This window comes from Herbiconiux gentiana (genome assembly GCF_024978135.1).
GTDB lineage: Bacteria > Actinomycetota > Actinomycetes > Actinomycetales > Microbacteriaceae > Herbiconiux > Herbiconiux gentiana.
The window spans coordinates 178,773-197,489 of sequence record NZ_JANTEZ010000004.1; the positions used below are offsets into that span (position 1 = coordinate 178,773).

Annotated in this window: 16 protein-coding genes; 6 read left to right on the forward strand and 10 right to left on the reverse strand. The window is 71.9% G+C overall.

The window, feature by feature from the left end:
* Nucleotide 1: 1 nt before the first annotated feature.
* Genes rdgB through murI form a run of 3 tightly spaced genes read right to left on the reverse strand, consistent with a single transcriptional unit; the run spans nt 2 to nt 2,198 of the window.
* Complete coding sequence (rdgB, locus tag NVV95_RS11275; protein WP_259486943.1) at nt 2–601, reverse strand: RdgB/HAM1 family non-canonical purine NTP pyrophosphatase; 600 nt, start codon at nt 599–601, stop codon at nt 2–4.
* On the reverse strand, nt 598–1,365 hold the full coding sequence (rph, locus tag NVV95_RS11280; protein ID WP_259486643.1) for a ribonuclease PH: 768 nt from the start codon (nt 1,363–1,365) through the stop codon (nt 598–600). Before rph ends, rdgB begins: the two co-directional genes overlap by 4 nt.
* Nucleotides 1,362–2,198, reverse strand: a complete 837-nt coding sequence (gene murI, locus NVV95_RS11285; protein ID WP_259486644.1) for a glutamate racemase — start codon at nt 2,196–2,198, stop codon at nt 1,362–1,364. Before murI ends, rph begins: the two co-directional genes overlap by 4 nt.
* Before the next feature lie 81 nt (nt 2,199–2,279).
* Between murI and NVV95_RS11290 the strand changes: the two genes are divergently transcribed.
* Nucleotides 2,280–3,548 (forward strand): nicotinate phosphoribosyltransferase, encoded by a 1,269-nt coding sequence (locus tag NVV95_RS11290; protein WP_375163825.1) that lies wholly within the window; start codon nt 2,280–2,282, stop codon nt 3,546–3,548.
* Between the two features lie 12 nt (nt 3,549–3,560).
* Here NVV95_RS11290 and NVV95_RS11295 read toward each other — a convergent pair whose 3' ends face one another.
* From NVV95_RS11295 to NVV95_RS11305, 3 genes are read right to left on the reverse strand one after another with little or no spacing between them, the layout of a single operon-like run.
* Nucleotides 3,561–3,854, reverse strand: coding sequence for a DUF3039 domain-containing protein (locus NVV95_RS11295; RefSeq protein WP_259486646.1), 294 nt, complete (start codon nt 3,852–3,854; stop codon nt 3,561–3,563).
* A gap of 44 nt (nt 3,855–3,898) precedes the next feature.
* The gene (locus tag NVV95_RS11300) at nt 3,899–5,482 is read right to left on the reverse strand and encodes a hypothetical protein (RefSeq protein WP_259486647.1); all 1,584 of its coding nucleotides are present in this window, start codon (nt 5,480–5,482) and stop codon (nt 3,899–3,901) included.
* Entirely contained in the window at nt 5,458–6,756 is a 1,299-nt protein-coding gene (locus tag NVV95_RS11305) for an ABC transporter ATP-binding protein (protein ID WP_259486648.1), read from the reverse strand. Before NVV95_RS11305 ends, NVV95_RS11300 begins: the two co-directional genes overlap by 25 nt.
* Nucleotides 6,757–7,001: 245 nt before the next feature.
* On the opposite strand from NVV95_RS11305, the gene NVV95_RS11310 reads away from it, so the two are divergent.
* The 4 genes from NVV95_RS11310 to NVV95_RS11325 all read left to right on the forward strand — a co-directional run bounded on the left by NVV95_RS11310 (nt 7,002) and on the right by NVV95_RS11325 (nt 9,785).
* The gene (locus tag NVV95_RS11310) at nt 7,002–7,694 is read left to right on the forward strand and encodes a phosphocholine cytidylyltransferase family protein (RefSeq protein ID WP_259486649.1); all 693 of its coding nucleotides are present in this window, start codon (nt 7,002–7,004) and stop codon (nt 7,692–7,694) included.
* A 113-nt stretch (nt 7,695–7,807) separates the two neighbouring features.
* Nucleotides 7,808–8,593, forward strand: a complete 786-nt coding sequence (locus NVV95_RS11315) for an ABC transporter permease (protein WP_259486944.1) — start codon at nt 7,808–7,810, stop codon at nt 8,591–8,593.
* A complete protein-coding gene (locus tag NVV95_RS11320; protein ID WP_259486650.1) occupies nt 8,593–9,366 on the forward strand; it encodes an ABC transporter ATP-binding protein in 774 nt (257 codons plus the stop codon). The genes NVV95_RS11315 and NVV95_RS11320 overlap by 1 nt, the downstream gene beginning before the upstream one ends.
* A 113-nt stretch (nt 9,367–9,479) precedes the next feature.
* Nucleotides 9,480–9,785 (forward strand): hypothetical protein, encoded by a 306-nt coding sequence (locus NVV95_RS11325; RefSeq protein ID WP_259486651.1) that lies wholly within the window; start codon nt 9,480–9,482, stop codon nt 9,783–9,785.
* Between the two features lie 76 nt (nt 9,786–9,861).
* Here NVV95_RS11325 and NVV95_RS11330 read toward each other — a convergent pair whose 3' ends face one another.
* The 3 genes from NVV95_RS11330 to NVV95_RS11340 form a co-directional block, all read right to left on the reverse strand.
* Nucleotides 9,862–10,164: a helix-turn-helix domain-containing protein gene (locus tag NVV95_RS11330; protein WP_259486652.1), complete on the reverse strand. Its 303-nt coding sequence runs from the start codon at nt 10,162–10,164 to the stop codon at nt 9,862–9,864.
* A 108-nt stretch (nt 10,165–10,272) separates the two neighbouring features.
* Entirely contained in the window at nt 10,273–13,188 is a 2,916-nt protein-coding gene (locus NVV95_RS11335; RefSeq protein WP_259486653.1) for a hypothetical protein, read from the reverse strand.
* Nucleotides 13,185–13,757, reverse strand: coding sequence for an SRPBCC family protein (locus tag NVV95_RS11340; RefSeq protein WP_259486654.1), 573 nt, complete (start codon nt 13,755–13,757; stop codon nt 13,185–13,187). The genes NVV95_RS11335 and NVV95_RS11340 overlap by 4 nt, the downstream gene beginning before the upstream one ends.
* 149 nt (nt 13,758–13,906) lie before the next feature.
* Here NVV95_RS11340 and NVV95_RS11345 point away from each other — a divergent pair, with 149 nt between their 5' ends.
* The gene (locus tag NVV95_RS11345; RefSeq protein ID WP_259486655.1) at nt 13,907–14,197 is read left to right on the forward strand and encodes a hypothetical protein; all 291 of its coding nucleotides are present in this window, start codon (nt 13,907–13,909) and stop codon (nt 14,195–14,197) included.
* Nucleotides 14,198–14,287: 90 nt separating this feature from the next.
* On the opposite strand, the gene NVV95_RS11350 is transcribed toward NVV95_RS11345, so the two are convergent.
* On the reverse strand, nt 14,288–18,580 hold the full coding sequence (locus tag NVV95_RS11350) for a TM0106 family RecB-like putative nuclease (protein ID WP_259486656.1): 4,293 nt from the start codon (nt 18,578–18,580) through the stop codon (nt 14,288–14,290).
* Nucleotides 18,581–18,717 lie beyond the last annotated feature (137 nt).

Here is an 18,717-nt window from a genome sequence, read left to right on the forward strand (position 1 = left end):
GCTAGTCGGGAATGACGTTCATTCTCAACACGGGGATGGCCGCCTCGAAGGCCCGGGCGCGGTGGCTGACCGCGTTCTTCTCGTCGGCCGTCAGTTCGGCCGCCGAGACCTCGAGACCCTCGGGGAGGAAGATCGGGTCGTAGCCGAAGCCGCCGACGCCGGCCGCCTCGCGCGCCAACCGGCCGGGCCAACGGCCGGATACGACCTGCTCGAAGCCCGTCTCGGGAACCACGACGGCGATGTGGCAGGCGAAGCTCGCCGCGCGGTGCTCGTCGCGCACGTCGGAGAGCTGGTCGAGGAGCAGCTCGAGGTTGGCGCGGTCGCCCTTGCCGTGGCCGGCCCAGCGGGCCGAGAAGATGCCGGGCGCACCCTGCAGCACGTCGACGCAGATGCCGGAGTCGTCGGCGAGGGCCGGCAGCCCGGTGTGCTCGGCCGCCGTGCGCGCCTTGATCAGCGCGTTCTCGGCGAAGGTCACGCCGTCCTCCACGGGCTCGGGGCCGTCGTAGGCGACGATCTCGAGCTCGGGCAGGGCCTGACCGAGGATGTTCTGGAACTCCTGCACCTTGTGGGCGTTGTGGGTCGCGAGCACGACCCGCATCAGGCCGACTCCCCCGCCGCGTCGGCGGTGAGCACGGCGGTCTGCAGCGTCGCCAGCTCGGCGGTGCCGTGCAGCGCGAGGTCGAGCAGCGCGTTCAGCTCGGTGCGGTCGAACGGGGCGCCCTCGGCGGTGCCCTGCACCTCGACGAACAGGCCGCGGCCCGTGACGACGACGTTCATGTCGGTCTCGGCGCGCACGTCCTCGACGTAGGCCAGGTCGAGCATCGGCTCGCCGTCGATGATGCCCACCGAGACGGCCGAGACGGAGTCGATCAGCGGCTGCGACTTCTGGCCGATGAACTTCTTCTGGCGGGCCCACTCGATGGCGTCGGCCATGGCCACGTACGCGCCGGTGATCGCGGCCGTGCGGGTGCCGCCGTCGGCCTGCAGCACGTCGCAGTCGATCACGATGGTGTTCTCTCCGAGCGCCTTCAGGTCGACCACCGCGCGGAGCGACCGGCCGATCAGCCGCGAGATCTCGTGGGTGCGGCCGCCGATGCGGCCCTTGACCGACTCGCGGTCGGTGCGCGAGTTCGTGGCGCGGGGCAGCATCGAGTACTCCGCCGTCACCCAGCCCTTGCCCGAGCCCGACTTCCAGCGCGGCACGCCGTTGGTGAAGGATGCGGTGCAGAGCACCTTGGTCTTGCCGAACGACACGAGGGCCGACCCCTCGGCCTGCTCGCTCCAGCCGCGCTCGATCGTGACGCGACGCAGCTGGTCTGCCGTGCGGCCGTCCTTGCGGGGGCCGGTGGTCGGGGAATCGGTCACGGTGCTCTCCTTGCGGGATGGGGGATGGGGATGACGCCGGTCTCGACGAGTTCGACCCGGGAGACCTCGGGGCCGAGGAACATCTCGGCCAGCCGCAGGAACTCCTGGGCGCTGCCGCCGGTGGCCTCGTAGCGGTACTCGGGCGGCTCGGAGCTCGTCCGCTCCATTCCGGTGCGCACGAGGGTGCGGTAGACGTCGTTGGCGGTCTCGGTGTCGCTCGAGACGAGTCGCACGCCCTCCCCCACGACGTAGGAGATGGCGCCCTTCAGGAACGGGTAGTGGGTGCAACCGAGCACGAGGGTGTCGATGCCCTGCTCGACCAGGGGCGCGAGGTAGCGCTCGGCGAGGGCGACGAGCTCGCGGCTCGTGGTGTCGCCGGCCTCGACGTGCTCGACGAACTCGGGACACGCCTGGGTGAACAGCTCGAGGTGCGGGGCCGCGGCGAAGGCGTCGTTGTAGGCGCGGGAGGTGATCGTCGCCTCGGTGCCGATCACGCCGACGCGGTTGTTGCGGGTCGTGGTCACCGCGGTGCGGACGGCCGGTTGGATCACCTCGATCACGGGGACGTCGTAGCGCTCCCGGGCGTCGCGGAGCATCGCCGCCGAGGCGGTGTTGCAGGCGATCACGAGCAGCTTCACGTCTTGGGCGACCAGGTCGTCGAGCACGTCGAGGGCATAGCGACGCACATCGGCGAGCGGCTTGGGGCCGTAGGGCGAGTGGGCGGTGTCGCCCACGTAGAGGATCGACTCGCGCGGGAGCTGGTCGCGCACGGACCGGGCGACCGTCAGCCCGCCGACTCCGGAGTCGAAGATCCCGATCGGCGCGTCACTCACGATAGACCAGCCTAACCCCGCCCGTTCTAAGCTCGAGCCGTGACCTCGACTGCGCTGCTGACCGACCGCTACGAACTGACGATGGTGGACGCGGCCCTGCGCGCCGGCACCCACGACCGGCCGAGCGTCTTCGAGGCCTTCGGCCGCTCCCTCCCGCGAGGCCGCCGCTACGGGGTCGTCGCCGGCACCGGGCGGCTGCTCGAACTGATCGAGCGCTTCCGGTTCACCGACGCCGAGCTGGAGTGGCTGCGCGCGAACGACGTGGTCGGAGCACCCACCCTCGACTGGCTCGCCGACTACCGTTTCACCGGCACCATCACCGGGTACCGGGAGGGCGAGGTCTACTTCCCCGGCTCGCCGCTGCTCGTGGTGGAGTCGAGCTTCGCGGAGGGCGTCGTGCTCGAGACGCTCATCCTGAGCGTGCTGAACTACGACTCGTCGGTGGCCGGGGCGGCCGCCCGCATGGTCTCCGCGGCCCGCGGACGGCCGCTAGCCGAGATGGGGTCGCGACGCACCGGGGAGCGCTCGGCCGTCGCCGCCGCCCGCGCCGCCTACATCGCCGGCTTCGGCGCGAGCTCCAACCTCGAGGCCGGCCGCAGCTGGGGCGTGCCCACCATGGGCACCGCCGCGCACGCCTTCACGATGCTGCACGACTCCGAGGAGGAGGCGTTCCGCGCGCAGGTCGACGCCCTGGGGCCGTCGACGACGCTGCTCGTCGACACCTACGACGTGGCGGAGGGGGTCGCGACCGCGGTGCGCGTCGCCGGCACCTCGCTCGGGGCGGTGCGCCTGGACTCCGGCGACCTGCTCACGCTCGTGCACGACGTGCGGGAGCAGCTCGACTCCCTCGGCGCGACCTCGACGAGGATCACCGTCACGAACGACCTCGACGAGTACGCGATCGCGGCCCTCGCGTCCACACCGGTCGACTCCTACGGGGTGGGCACCTCGCTGGTGACGGGCTCCGGGCATCCGGCGGCCGGGATGGTCTACAAGCTGGTGGCCAGGCAGGGGGCGGACGGGGCCTGGGTGTCGGTGGCCAAGAAGTCGGCCGACAAGGCCACGCACGGGGGGCGGAAGCATCCGGTGCGGGTGCTCGGAGCATCCGGAACCGCCGTCTCGGAGACGATCTACGTCGGGGACGAGGCACCGGCCTCGGCCCTCGCCTCGGGCCGGGCACTGCACGTGCCGCTCGTCGTCGACGGGGCCGTGCTGGGCGGGGCGACCGGAGCCGCAGGAGTGCGGGCCGCGCGGAAGCACCACGCGGCCGCGGTGGCGGAGCTGCCGGCCCAGGCGTTCCGGCTGGCGGCCGGCGAGCCGGTCATCCCGACCGTGTACGAGACCGTCTAGCGGGCGCTGCTGCTACTCGTCGAGCAGGCGCTCGTAGATCTCCTTGCAGGTGGGGCAGATCGGGAACTTCTCGGGATCGCGCCCCGGGGTCCACTTCTTGCCGCAGAGCGCCTTGACGGGCTTGCCGGTCATGGCCGACTCCATGATCTTGTCCTTCTCGACGTAGTGCGAGAAGCGCTCGTGATCGCCCGGGTCGATGTTCTCGGTGTTCAGCAGCTCCTCGAGCTCGCGATCGAGGGTGGTGGTTCCGCCTCCGCCGTCGGGGAGGTCGCCGGGTTCTGAGCTGCGCGCGAGTGGGTCGGACATGGAGACGATTCTAGAACGCTCGGCGGGATGCTCGGCCGGTGCCGTCAGTTGCGTTGGGCGGCGGCCAGGATCTCGGGGCCGCGGCGGTCGAAGATGCGGGCGCCGGCGATGACGCCCGCCACGAGCACCACGACGCCGACACCGAGGCCCGTCCAGAGCGAGACCCAGAGGTACGCCGGGTCGCCGAAGACGCCGAGCACGCCGTAGACGATGGCCGGGGTGGAGAGCGCGATCGTGCCGAAGAGCGAGAACAGCTGCGCCAGCACCGAGGTGGGTCCGGTGGACTGCGGCTGCGTGAACGCGCTGTCGCCCGGGCGGGTGGCCGCGTAGGGGAAGCGCGCCGAGAAGACGCTGCCGAGGCCGAGGCCGGTGAGCACGAGGCAGGTGCACACGCCCAGGACGGCGGGCAGCGCATCCAGGTCGTCGGCGAAGAGCACGCTGAGGAACGAGCCGATGCCGATCAGCGGAACCGCGATCAGCACGATCGGGATCATGCGCCCGATCCGGTCGGCGAGCCCCACCCGGCCGGCCACGAGGTGGAGCCACACCGCGGTGTTGTCGAAAGCGGTGTCGTTGTGCATCACCCAGCCGAGGAAGACGCACATCATCGGCAGCGGCAGGAGCGCCGTGTACCCGATCGGCACGCCGACGAAGGCGAACACCAGCACCGCGAGCACCGCCGGTGCGGGCACGATGACGAGCTGGGCGAAGTAGCGGGGGTCGCGCGCCCAGTAGGTGAGCACGCGGGCGGCGATGGCACCCGTGGGGGTGGACGGGGTGCGGCCGAACCAGCCGAGGCCGGCCTCGTCGCGCAGCTCGTCGTCGCGCGTGCCGGGCGAGACCAGCATCAGGCCCACGAGACCCCGCCAGGCCAGCCAGAGCAGCCCCACGGTCGCCAGGGCGATCAGCAGCTTCAGCACCGCGTAGACCCACTGGCCGTTCACGGCCTCGGCGGGCACCGCCCAGGCGGCGCCGAGCGGCGTCCAGCCCAGGGCGCCGGCGAGGGCCGGCAGCACGCCGTCACCCGCTGACGCGTTGCCGCCCCAGCTCGTGATCATGAGCAGCAGGAGCCCGGGAACGAGCACCACGACGGCGAGCACACCCACCACGGCGCCGACCTCGCGGGCGCGGCGGCTGGTGAAGGCGAAGGAGGCCAGCGAGACCGAGATTCGGGCACCGAGCACGCAGGTGACCGCGCCGATGAGGCCGGAGACGATCGCCAGCAGGGTCGACCCGGGCGACTGCGACCAGGTGACGGCGGTGGCGAGCCCGACGATCGTGACCACGAGCGCGGGCACTCCGAGGAACGACGCCGCCAGCAGCCCGATCGCGAGGCGGCCGTCGGTGACGCCGAACAGGGCGAACGAGCGCGGATCGAGGCGGTCGGTGAGGCCGAACACCACCGGCACCAGCCAGAAGGCGGCGACGACGACGCTGCCGGAGATGACGACGATCGTGCGGGCGAGATCAGGGTCGGCGTCACGCAGGGTGACGAGCCCGGCCACGAGCGCGATGGTCATGACCGCCGCGTAGGCGAGGCCGATCAGCACCCCCACGAGCTGCGACGTCGGACGACGCCCCGCGTTGCCGAGCAGCCGCAGTCTCAGTCGGAGGAACTCAGCAACCATTCCATGCCTTCCGCGCTCTTGCGGCCGCCGGCCAGCTCGATGAAACGCTCCTCGAGCGTGCCGCCCTCGCGCACCTCGTCGACCGTGCCCTTGGCGAGCACCCGGCCCTCGACGATGATGGCGACGCGGTCGCAGACGCGCTGGATCATGTCCATGCTGTGGCTGGAGAGCACGACCGTGCCGCCGCCCGCCACGTAGCGCTCGAGGATCTCGACGACATTGGCCGCCGAGACCGGGTCGACCGACTCGAACGGCTCGTCGAGCACCAGGATGCGCGGCGAATGGATCATCGAGCTCGCCAGGGCGATCTTCTTCGTCATGCCGACCGAGTAGTCGGAGACGAGGCGGTTGATCGCGTCCTCCAGCCCGAAGGCCACGGTGAGGTCGTCGGCGCGCTGACGCACGGTGGCCGAATCGAGACCGCGGAGGGTACCCGAGTAGTGCAGCAGCTGCCGGCCGGTGAGGCGGTCGAACAGGCGCAGCCGGTCGGGCAGCACGCCGATCAGGCGCTTCGCCGCCGCCGGGTCGCGCCAGACGTCGTGGCCGAAGACCGTGATGGAGCCGCCGCCCGGGCGCAGGAGACCCGTCGCCATGGAGAGCGTGGTGGTCTTGCCGGCGCCGTTCGGGCCGACGATGCCGTAGAACGAGCCCTGCGGCACGTCGATGTCGATGCCCGCGACGGCCGTGGTGCTGCCGAACTTCTTCGTCAGGCCCGAGATGGAGAGGCTGATGCGGGTGGGGTCGAGGTCGCGGACGACGGAGGCCGGGGTGGGGCGCTGGGCCGGGCGGCGGGCGGGGGTGCGGGGCTTGGAGGGGGTGCGGGGGGTGGGCTTCGCGGGGGTGGCGGTGGCGGGTGCGGCTGCGGCTGTCGCGGCTGCTGCTGTTGCACCAGCTGCGGCTGCGGCGGCGGGCTTGCGCTGGACGGGCTTGCGGGGGCTGGCCGGCTTCTTCACCGGGGCCTTCTCGGCGGGTTCGGGTGCAGCTGCGCCGGTGACGTCCGCGCTGCCTTCCGCGTCGGCGGCGGCGGCAGCGGCCTTCGCCGCGGCAGCCCGCTTGGCTGCGGCCGTCGTCGCGGCAGCCGTGCGGGGAGCGGCGGTCTTCGCCGCCGCAGTCTTCGCCGCCGGCGTCTTCGCCGCCGCGGGCGTGCGTTTCACCGGCTTGCGGGGCGCGGCGGAGCTCGTGGTCGCCGCCGAGGTGGTCGGCGACGTGCGTGGTGCGCGCTGTTCGCCCGAGCGCGCTCCTCCAGTGTCTGGAGTGTCTGACTCTGAGCTCACCGCACCAACCTATCAATCCCGTCGAGACGCCGCACCGGCCCCAGATGCACGTTCACGAAGCCCCCAGTCTGACACCCTCGGCCCCCCACCGGCGCATCACGAAACAGAAACGATACACGCCTTTCCCCTTGCCCCGAAAAGGGGGCATAGTACGCTGTCAGGAGGCATGAAGACGTGTCTGGAACATGACCATGAGGTTAACCAGGCCTGAGAACTGGCCGAACCCATCGACCAGAGGAGAAACTATGACCACGCAGGTCGTCATTCTCGCCGCCGGCATGGGCAGCCGCTTGGGCCGCTCGCTCCCGAAACCGCTCACCGAGCTGAGCGACGGGCGCACCATCATGGGGCAGCAGTTCGACAACATCCGGCACACCTTCGGCAGCGCAGCCAAGGTCACCGTCGTCGTCGGCTACAAGCTCGAGCACATCATCGAGGCCTTCCCCGACGCGTCGTTCGTCTACAACGAGGAGTACGACCAGACGAACACCTCGAAGAGCCTGCTCCGCGCCCTCCAGGCGTCGACGTCGGGCGGGGTGCTGTGGATGAACGGCGACGTCGTCTTCTCCCCCAGCGTGCTCGACCGCACCGTCGCCCTGATCGCCCGCGACCAGTCGTTCGTCACGGTGAACACCGCGAAGGTCTCCGACGAAGAGGTCAAGTACACCACCACCGCCGAGGGCTACATCGACGAGCTGTCGAAGACCGTCGTGGGCGGGCTCGGCGAGGCCGTGGGCATCAACTACATCTCCTCGCGCGACAAGGCGGCGTTCATCCGCCACCTGCAGCGCGTGAACGACCAGGACTACTTCGAGCGCGGCCTCGAGCTCGCCATCGAGAAAGACGGCGTGCTCGTCGAGCCGATCGACATCAGCGACCTGTACGCGGTCGAGGTCGACTTCGCCGAAGACCTGGAGCGCGCGAACCTCTTCGTGTGAGCCGGGCGCCCGCGTGGCCGGGCATCCGTGTGAGCCGGGCATCCGGCTGGGCTCCGCGTTAGGCTGAGGCGTCAGTCGACGAAAGGGCACCATCCGTGAGCGCAGCGACACAGCTGCCGCCGGCGCGCAAGGGCGGCGGATGGTCGCGCTACCGTCATTCGCTCTGGCTGCTGACCCGCCGAGATCTCCGGGTGCGCTACTCGACGTCCGCGCTCGGCTACGTCTGGTCGATCCTCGACCCGCTTGTCATGGCGGGCATCTACTGGTTCGTGTTCACGCAGGTGTTCCAGCGCCCCGTCGGAGCCGAGCCCTACATCGTCTTCCTGCTCTCGGCCCTGCTGCCGTGGATGTGGTTCAACGGCTCCGTCTCCGACTCGACGCGGGCGTTCCTTCGTGAGGCGAAGCTCATCCGCTCGACGAAGATCCCGCGCACCATCTGGGTGAACCGCCTCGTGCTCTCCAAGGGCATCGAGTTCGTCGCGAGCATCCCGGTGCTCGCCTTCTTCGCCGTCTTCTCGGGTGCGGCCGTGAACGTCGACCTCGTCTGGTTCCCGCTCGGCATCCTGCTGCAGGCGGTGCTCACCGTCGGGGTCACCCTCATCGTCGCGCCGCTCGTGGTGTTCTTCCGCGACCTCGAGCGGGCCGTGAAGCTCGCGCTGCGCTTCCTGTTCTACGCCTCGCCCATCATCTACGGCACCCACGACCTGCCGGCCGAGCTGCAGGGCTGGGCGGCCTTCAACCCGCTGAGCGGCGTCTTCTCGCTCTACCGGGCGGGCTTTTTCCCCGACCAGCTCGACTGGTACCAGGTGGGCGTCGGCGGCCTGATGTCCCTGGTGCTGCTCGCGATCGGCGTCCTCGTCTTCCAGCGCTCGGAGCGCTCCGTGCTGAAGGAGATCTGATGGGCGACGTCGGTTCGGGGGCGGCGCGGCAGGTGGCGGCGGGTCACGACGTCATCGCCGTGGAGAAGGTGGGCATCCGCTTCAAACGCAACCGCCGGGCCCGCCGCAGCTTCAAGGACCTGTTCGCCGGGCGCACCCGTCGCTCGCGCCCCGACGAGTTCTGGGCGCTGCGCGACGTGAGTTTCACGGTGAAGCAGGGCGAGGCCATCGGCGTGATCGGCCGCAACGGCCAGGGCAAGTCGACCCTGCTGAAGCTCGTCGCCGAGGTCGTGCTGCCCGACGAGGGGCGTGTCGGCGTGTTCGAGGGCGTGGCGCCGCTGATCGAGATCACCGGCGGCTTCGTCGACGACCTCTCGGTGCGCGACAACGTCTATCTCACGGCGGGCCTGCACGGCATGACCCGCAAGGAGGTCGACGCCCGCTTCGAGTCGATCATCGACTTCGCCGAGATCGGTGACTTCCTCGACACCCCGTACAAGCATCTGTCGAGCGGGATGCGCGTGCGCATCGCCTTCTCGGTCATCGCACAGCTCGAGGAGCCGATCATCCTGGTCGACGAGGTGTTGGCGGTGGGCGACAAGGGTTTCCGCGAGAAGTGCTACCGGCGCATCGAGGAGCTGCTGGCCGGCGGCCGCACCCTGTTCTTCGTCTCGCACAACGAGCGCGACCTGCGCCGGTTCTGCACCAGGGGCCTGTACCTCGACAAGGGCCGCCTCGTGTTCGACGGCCCGATCGACGACGCCCTGGCGAGATACGCGGCCGACACCGCCTGAGGCGCGTCGACCACTCCCGCACCGGGCTGTGCATATCCCGATTCCATCCACAGCCGGGCTCCGACCGGCCCCCGACGGCCCCTACCGTCAGTGGCACCCGGTGATATTGCCTCATGGCCACCACCCCCATCGCGCGTCCCCGATCCAGTCCGCTCGCCTACCGGGTCCCGCTCCGGCTCGACCGCCGCGGCGCCCCGTCGCGCTACCTCCTGAAGAACGTCGGCGACGAACCGCTCCGCGGCCTCTCGTTCAGCCTCCTCGGCGCCGGCCTCATGAAGGCGAGCCCCCCGCTGCTGCTCGCACCTGGCCAGGAGGTGCGGCTGTCCATCCGCGGCGCCACGCTGCCGCTCACGGCGGTGCTGGTGGTGCGGTGGTTCCGGCCGAACGGCGACGAGTACCTGTGGCGGGTGAGCTTTTGAGGGGGCTGGCGGGTGGCGCGGCGCGCCAGGCGCGCTCGGCGGGCTTGGTCCGCGCGGCTGCAGGCGGCGGCTGGGCCTACGCCGTGCCGCCGTTCTCGCGGGCGCGGATCAAGTCGGCCACCGTCACCTTGTGCGGCCGATCAGGCAGCATGTCGGGCGTCATCCCGTCGATCAGCACGGCGGGGTTCAGGTTCAGGGCTCCCGCGATGCGCAGAATGGTGTGCAGCGACGGATTCGCCTGGCCGCGCTCGATCTTGCCCAGATTTGTGAAGTGCAGCCCCGCGAGCTCGGCCAGTTCCATCTGGTTGATCGCGAAGCGCTGGCGCTCCTCCCGAATGCGGGTGCCCAGCAGCCGGGCCGCATCGGAGTTCGAAGTCACACCCCATGCCTACCTGCCCCATGCTCAGGCAACCAGAGCACCCCCAACGCATGTGTTCCGACCTCACGCGTCTACGCCGAACCGGTTAGCGTGGGTCGAGGCCGCGCATCACAAGCCGTAGCGTTCGAGGAGCGGCACGGCCACCCGGGTCAGCACGGTTTCGAGAACACCCCACGCGGCTCGTCGACGCCACGGCAGATGCCGCACGTAGACCGCGGTGTACTCGAGTTCGGCCTCGCCTCCGCGGTGGCGCTTGAAGTCGGCGACCCCGCTCGAGGCGTGCAGCTCGGCGCCCTCGTCGTGGGCCTTGCGGGCGACGAGCCAGCTGAGCATCCGGTACAGCCCCGTCTCGGGCGGGAGGCCGGTGTCGTAGCCGAAGACGGGTGCGGCGAGGAAACCGTGCGCGGTGCGCGTGCCCATCACGCCGTCGATGCGCCCGGCTGCCGGCCCGCTCCCCCGCACGAGCAGCGTGAAGTCGAGGAACCCGCTCCGCTGCGCCGCCGCGACGAACGCCGGCGTGTAGGCGGGGTTCAGGCGCGAGTACTTGTCGAGGTAGAGCAGGCGGTAGAGCTCCACGATGCGTTCGCGCGTCGCCAGGTCGGAGGCGCCGGTGCGCGGGTCGATCGGCGCCGGGACCGCGACGTACCCCGACCGCTCGAAGAGCGCGCGGTCGCGCCGCACGTCGCGGAGCCCCTGCCACCCGCCGTCGCGGGAGGGCACGAAGAAGACGCTCCGCGACGGGAGCAGCCGGTATCCGCTGCGCCGCAGCGTGTCCGGCAGCAGCTGTCCGCGCCCGTGCACGCTCCGCCAGCCGATGGCACGACCCGGATGCTCGTGCCGCAGCCGCGCCGTCACCTCCTGCACCTCCCGCTCCCTCACATTGGGCAGCAAATTGGTCGACACGAGCCCGTTGCCCACCAGCACCACGTCATCGACCCGCGCCGCATCGAGGATCACCCCGAGCCCGCGCAGCAGCAGGCCCGCCGCCCGGCGCACCCCAGGCGATCGCAGCTCGCCGAGCTCCTCACGGGCGTAGTCGACGTAGTGGGTGAAGGGTGAGACGACGTAGCTCGGGGTGGGGTGGGCGGTCGCGGCCGGCCGGGAGGTCGCGGTCGGCTGAGAGTTCGCGGTCGGGTGCGAGTTCGCGGTCGGGTGCGAGTTCGCGGTCGCGGTCGGGTGCGAGTTCGCGGTCGGGTGCGCGGTCGCGGCCAGCTCGGAGGTCCCGGCTGACCCGAAGGTCTCGGCCGATTCGGGGGTCCCGGCCGGCCGGGAGGTCCGGGTTGGCCCGGAGGCCCCGGTCGCCTGGGACCTCGCGACCGCGGTCGCGTTGGCCGTAGGGGCGTCGTGTCCGTCCTGTCGCGGCCTCGAGCTGCTGCCCCTTCGGCCCGATCTTCGGCGGTGTGTCGAGACCGTCAGCGGAAGCTCGTGGGGGCCCACCTGCACGGTGCCGAGTTCCGACGTCGCGTTCGTCACCGCGGCGGAGACGCCCCCTTCGGCAGCGATCGCGTCGACGAGCGCCCGCGCCCAGCCGGTTCGTTCGGAGTGGGCGCCGGTCTGAGCATCCGGCGCCAGTGGGGACTCGGAGGGAAAAGGCTCGCCGTTCCACTCGAGGTCGAAGGTCGAGGCCGCGAGGAGGCCCGCGTGGGCTCGGCGGGCTTGTCGCAGTTGCTCCGCGAGCGAGCGGAGCAGGGACGCGAGCGGGATACGGTCCTCGGAGGGTCGCAGCGCATTTGGATAACGCAGCTGCTTCACGTAGGTAGACAACTGCGCACCGCGGGCGGCGAGCGGCGGATATATCGCGTGTGGGAGACCCAGCCGGCGGGTGGCATGGGAGGCCTCGATGGGCGGCGGCGGGGTCTGCGCACCGTCTGCTCGTCGTGAGTCCGTCGGCAGATCTCCTCCAGAGCCCATCAGGCGGGCCGCGGCTCGGCCGTTCGCGGGGGGTGACGGCGTCGAAAGAGGTGGTGGGGCGGCGGGGGTGTTCAGGAACGCGCGGGCGAGGTGGTCGCCGGGGGCGAAGAGGTGGATACCGCTCGTCGCCCGCGGGTTGCATTCGAGCACCACGACGGGTGACTCGGGGTGGTCGGGGCGGTGGATCAGGTCGAGGCCGAATTGTCCGGTGAGGGTGAGGGCCTCGGCGAGCCGGTCTGCGATGCGTCGCGCCTCGCGCATGGCCGGGGCCGCCGGGTCGAGCCGCTCGAACGCGACGCCGGCGCCTGTGTCACCGCCCCGACCGGCCCGCCAGACCGGGCGGTAGGCCACGAAGGCGGTGAGCCGACCGTCTAGCGCGACCGCGTAGGTGCAGAACTCCTGGCCCGCCACGTGCTCCTGCAGCACCCACCGTTCGAGGCGGGTGACCCGAGGCAGGTGCGGGAGGGGCTCGTGTGGCTCGATCACGCGGGTGCGGGTGCCGAATCGCGAGAACGCGGGCTTGAGCACGAGTCGCGGGGGCAGCGACGGCGGCGTGGCGTTCAGGTTTCCACCTTCTGATCCAGTCGCGGCTCCGCGGGTGCGTTCGTTCAGGTTCTCGCCGTGCGATCCGGCTATGGCTTCTCGGGTGCGCTCGCGAGCTCGGGTGCGGTGGCGCCAGGCGGTCGCCGAGTCGATGACCTCGGTGAGGGGATGCGGGAGGTCCAGCTCCGCCAGGAGACCGGCGAACTCCGCCTTGTCGTGCAGCCGGCGCAGGACGTCGGGCGGCGGCGCGAACAGCAGCTCGCGGAGCCGCCCCCGGGCCGGCACCCCTGCCGACGGATCGGCCGCCGCGGCGAGCCAGAACGTCTCCTCGCAGGTGGGCACGATGAGATCGACGTCGTGCCGACGGGCGATGCCCTCGACGGCCGCCGCGAACTCGTCCGAGCGGAATCGAGGCGACGGAACCCGGTACGCCGCCGAGACCGCCTTCGATGCCGCGGTGATCGTCGGCTGACTGTCGGCCACGACCACGGTGACCCCGTCGTCGGCGAAGCGCCGCGCGAGATCGAGCGTGGCGGGCGCCCGCGCCCCGGTCAGCAGAACCGCTGTCATGCGGTGGGGCGCGGACCGCTCGAGTCCGGCGCGTCGGCGCGGGGCCTGCGGGCGGGCGGCTGGTAACCGTCGGTGCCGTGCGCCGCGGCGACGCAGACGGCCATGCTGCGGCGCATGTAGGCGCGCCAGATGGGGCCGATCAAGTGCGCGACCACGAAGCGGCGGCCGGGCAGCGGGCGAAAGCCGTAGGTCCAGCGGATGCGCGAGCCCTCGCCAGACGGCCCGGCCGGCTCGAAGCGCCAGTGCGCCTCGGCGTCGGACACGAGATGCGCGAGGGTCTTCGTGTAATCGGTCACGGTGTAGTCGAAGCGGCCCGGAGCATCCGGATGCGTGGGCGGCTCGTAGACGTCGAGGTGCTCGCGGAAGCGGCTGCCGTCGGACAGGTGCACCGTTCGGGTGCGGCCCGGGGTGTCCCACGGGCCGGTCGCGTCGGTGACGCCCGTCACCCCCGGCAGCACGAGGAAGCGGTGGAAGAGCGTGCTGTCGTCCCGCGGGACGACCCGTGCGAAGGCGACCGCCGCCGGCACCGCCGTCTCGCCGACGGCCTCGAACAGGACGAGCTGCTGCATGTGCTCACCGTAGCGCGGGCAGCCGCGACACGGCCCTGAACCTGGCCGCCGTCCGCCACCGGTTCGGGCTGGTCGTCGTCGGTTGGGATGGTCGGAGCCGACCTGTTTCGGAGGTGGGATCGGACCTGTGCCTCCCCTACGCTGTGGGCATGCCTTCGTACCGCGTGACCATGATCCTCGGATCGCTCGAACTCGGCGTGCGCCCGGAGGAGGTGCTGCCGACGCTGACGCAGGCCATCGCGGACTTCACCACGGTCGAGGCGTCCGACGTGGCAGTCGTGAAGGGGTCGCCGCGCGTCGTGGTGCGGTTCACGGCCGACACCGACGAGGCCGCCTACCTCATCGCCGAGCAGGGCGTCGACGGGTCGCGGGTGTCGGTGGAGCCGATCGCCTGGCAGATCACGCGGCGGGTCGGCGGCTCGTGGGAGCTGCTCGAGTAGGACGCTGCGCGCCCGCCAGCCGCCTCGCCCAATCGGCCGCTGACGTCGTGGTTGGCCAGACGCCGCCGACGTGGGTCAGCCGCGGGTGGGTCAGTCGGCGGGTGGGTCTGTTCGCTCGCTTGGCGGGTGGGTTAGGCGGAGGAAGGCCGAGAGGGTCGCCAGTTCGGACGGGTTCAGGGGCAGGTGGTCGGTGAGAGCCGGGGAGTAGACGAGGTGCGCCGCCCATTTGGCTCGCGAGATGGCCACGTTGAGGCGGTTCTTCATGAGGAGGAATGCGATTCCGCGCGGGACGTCGGCCGCCGAGGAGGCGGCGAGCGAGATGATCGCGACGGGGGCCTCCTGGCCCTGGAACTTGTCGACCGTGCCGACCCGGACGCCGGGGAATCCGGCGGCGGTGAGGTGGGCGCGGAGCCGCTCGACCTGGGCGTTGTAGGGCGCGACGACGATGATGTCGTCGGGGAGCAGGGGGCGCCCGGCGGTCACCCGTGGGTTCGTGGCCGCGGCGGGCGAGGAGGCGGAATCCGACGCGGCGGGCGAGGGGGCGGAGTCTGCGCCGGTGCTCGAGGGGGCGGACTCCGCGGCGGCGCGCGAGGGTGCAGACTCCACGGCGGCGCGCGAGGGGGCAGGCTCCGCGGCAGTACGCGAGGCGGCGGAATCCGACGCGGCGGGCGAGGGCGCGGGATTCGGGGCGGCGGGCGGGGGGTCGGACGGGTCGTGCCAGGGGCGGCCGACGGTGGCGCGGACGAGGGTGACGACGCGTTCGGCCTCCTCGGGTGAGTCGGTGGAGTTGCCGTGGTGGAGCAGCGGGTGCAGGTGCAGGCCGGGGCGGACACCCTCGAGGGAGCGGGACGTAGTGGCCGTGGGCTCCGCGTGGAGTTCGCCCTCGTAAGAGAGCGCGCTGACCGGGGCGCAGACGGCCGGGTGCATGCGCCAGCTGACCGCCAGGAAGTAGCCGAGCGTGGGCGGCAGGACGTCGTGGCCCTCGGTGAGCCAGCCGAGGGCCGAGGAGTCGACCGGTTCGGGGTGCGTTCCCTGGGTGACCTGCGGCAGCTGCTGCGGGTCGCCCAGGAGGAGGAGGTTCCTGGCCGCGACACTCACGGCGATGGTGTTGGCGAGGGAGTACTGTCCGGCTTCGTCGACGACGAGGAGGTCGAGTTCGCGGCGGTCGACGCGAGTGGGGTTGGTGAAGTCCCAGGCCGTGCCGCCGATGACCGCGCCGGTGCCGTTCGCGGATGCGGCGTCCATGAAGCGGCGGTGACCGTTCTTCGGCAGGGCGGTGAAGCGGGCATCCGGATTCTCGCTGACCTTGCCCACCAGGGACGGGTCGACGCCGGCGCCGACCACGGCCGAGAGCATGTTCTCGACGACCGCGTGCGACTGGGCGACGACGCCGACGCGCCAGCCGTGGTCGCGGACGAGGTCGGCGACGACGCGGGCTCCGGTGTAGGTCTTCCCGGTTCCGGGTGGGCCCTGCACGGCGAGGTAGGAGTCATCGAGGGCGAGCAGCGAGTCACGGATGGCGTCGATGGCGCCTCGGGGGTGATCGGCGACCGGTTCGAGGGGGCGGCCGTCGCGGCGACGGGGGGCGCGGCGACGGAGGATGTCGACGGCGGCGTCGTTCGGGAACGACGGTGGGATGCGCGGGCCGGCGAGGGTGTCGGCGACAGGGCCGGCCAGCGTGTGGCCGACAAAGCCGTCCAGGGAGTCGGCGAGGGCGCGGCCCCATTCGGCGATCGCGACCTGGAGGGACGTGGTCTTCGGCGGGGCGGCGGGGGCCACCGCGATCGGCAGGGTCTCGTACGGGTCGGCGCCGACGGTTAGGGCCTCCTCGAAGACGTACTGGGTCACCCCGTTGGGCAGTTCGAGCACCTCGCGCAGCACCGTGCGGGCGTGCGCCACCCGGTCGGCCGGGCGGGTGCGCGGGGCCGGCCACGGATGCGGCGGGTCGTAGACGAAGAAGCGTCCGCCGGCTCCGGGGTCGAGGCGGCTGCCGGGAGCGAGCGTGCCGCGGAGGCGGAGCTCGCGGCGGTCGGCACGCTGGCCCGGGTTGCGGTACCAGGGGCGGTCGACGACGACGGCCTCGACGGTGAGGACGTCGCGGGTGTCCGACCACTCGTCGAGGGGCTGCTCGAGGCGGTTGAAGTGGTCCCACCAGAAGGACTTGTCTTCGCGGCGGTGGTAGTCGATGGCGGCGGCTGCCACCGCGACCGCCAGTTCGTCGGCGCTGCGGCCCGCGGCGGCCGGGTGGGCGGGGTCGCGGCGGGGCACTGCGTCGTGGCGGGGGGCGGGGTCAGGATGCTCGGGGTCGCCGTGGTCGGCAGCGCCCGGATGTTCGGGGTCGCCGTGGGCGGCAGCGCCGGGATGTTCGGGGTCGCCGTGGGCGGCAGCGCCGGGATGCTGGGGGTCGTGGTGGGCAGCAGGGTCCGGATGCGCGGAGTCACCGTGGGCAGCAGGGTCCGGATGCGCGGAGTCGCCGTGGGCAGCAGGGTCCGGATGCGCGGGGTCGCCGTGGGCGGCAGGGCCCGGCTGCGTGGGGCCGCGGTCGGCAGCGGCCGCGATGGCGGCGGCGTGCGCCAGCAGGTCGCGGTGCAGCGGGCTCTCCTCGAACTCGAAGGAGGACGGGTCGTCGGGGTCGGGCTCACCGCCCCCACGAGCATCCGCATCGACGAGACCGCCGGAGACCGCAGCGAACGCACCGCCCGCAGCGCCTGCCGTGCCCGCCCGCGACGCCGCCAACGGCCCCGCGTCGAGCTCGGCCGCCCGCGCCAGCAGCCAGTCGCGCAACCGCAGCGTCGAGAGGCAGTCGTACTCGTTGTAGTCCGCGATGTCGGCCAGCTGCCGGTCGGCCTCGCGCGCAGCGGCCGGGTCGGTACGACCCGCCTCGCGGAGCGACGTGTAGTGCACGTACGCCGTGATCGAGTCGGCTCCGTTGGTGACATCGCTCTGCCGCAGCTGGTCGCCCATGTACAGCGGCTCAAGCTTCTTCAGGCTGTACGAGCGCGAGCTCACGCGCACGCTCTTCTTCACCACCGGATACAGGTCGACGAGCACGTTGCCGCGCAGCAGCTCGTCGAGTTGCTCCTCCCCCACGCCGTGCCGGGCGCAGAGCATCTGCAGATGGGCGCGCTCGTAGTTGGCGTAGTGGTAGACGTGCAGGCCGGGGTGGGTGCGCAGGCGCTCGGTGACGTGGTCGAGGAACCCGCGCAGCGCCTCCTTCTCCTCGGCGTAGGAGTGCGCCCAGTACGGTCGGAAGACGGTCTCGCCAGGGCGCGAGGGGTCGTGCTCGATCAGGCCGAAGAGGTAGTCGAGGCCCCAGTCGGCTCCATCGCCCTCGGAGTAGAGGGGGTCGCCCTCGAAGTCGAAGAAGATGTCTCCCGGGTCGGGCTCGGGCAGCCCGTCGAGCGCGGTGGTGTCGTAGACGCGGGCGGCCAGCCCGCTGCGGCCGTCGCGCTGCATGCGGGCCTGGTCGCGCAGGTTCTCGAGGGTGCCGGCGGGCAGACCGTCGACCGGCCCGGCCGACAGCGCCAGCTCGTCGAGCGTCGCGATGCCGGCCGCCCGCAGCTTGGCACGCTGGGCCACGCGGATGCCCGCCACCAGCAGCAGGTCGTCGTGCGCCTCGACCTCGGGCGCGCACACCTCGCAGCGGCCGCAGATGGCGTAGCGGGGGTCTCCCCAGCGCACGGCGGGCTCGTGCATCCGCTCGTCGAGCAGGGCCTCGAGCCGCCGCCGGCGATCTAGGTAGACCGGGAGGATGTCGCGGAGCTCGTGGGTGGAGCGGCTGCCGTCTCCGAGCAGCAGGTGCACCTGGTCGCCGAGCGGCACGGCGAGGCGGTCGAGCTGGTCGGCGTAGGCGGCGAGCTGCAGCAGCGCCGTGATCTTGGTGTGCCGGGCGAGCTTGGTGTCGTAGACCTCGTAGCGGTGGGGGGCGGATGTTCCGGGCGCGCCCGGGCCCACCCCGGCGGCAGGCTGCCCCGAGGCGCCGACCGGGACCTTCACGAGGAAGTCGGCGAACCCCAGGAACCGCCCGTCGAAGAAGGTCGCCTGGAAGACGACGTCGGCCCCGCCGCGGAGGGCGTCGAGCGTGAGCCGCTGGTGCTCGAGGAGCGCCTCGGGGGTCGGACGGTCGGGCCGCGGGATCTCGGCGACCCCGCGCGGCTGCACTCCGTCGAAGGCGCCGTAGAGCTCGCGGAACGCCTCGAGGGTGCGCAGCTCGTGTGCGTCGCCGAGGCGGGCGGTGCGCTCGAGCATCTCGTCGACGAGCTCGGGCACGGGCTCGATGCGGCCGAGCTTGGCGTCGAGGCGGCGCACCAGGGCGAACTCGCAGACCGCCGCGGCCGTGAGGTCGGTGGCGCTGTAGAGCACGTGGTCGCCGGCGACGATCATGGGGCCTCCCTGGGGTCGGGTTCAGGGTAGTGCGGGCCGCCGACAGCGGGCCGGGATAGGGTGCGGAAGGGTCGCCCGATCGAGGCGACCGGCAGCTCGCCCGACAGGCGACGCACGGGCCGCCCGCACGGGCACCG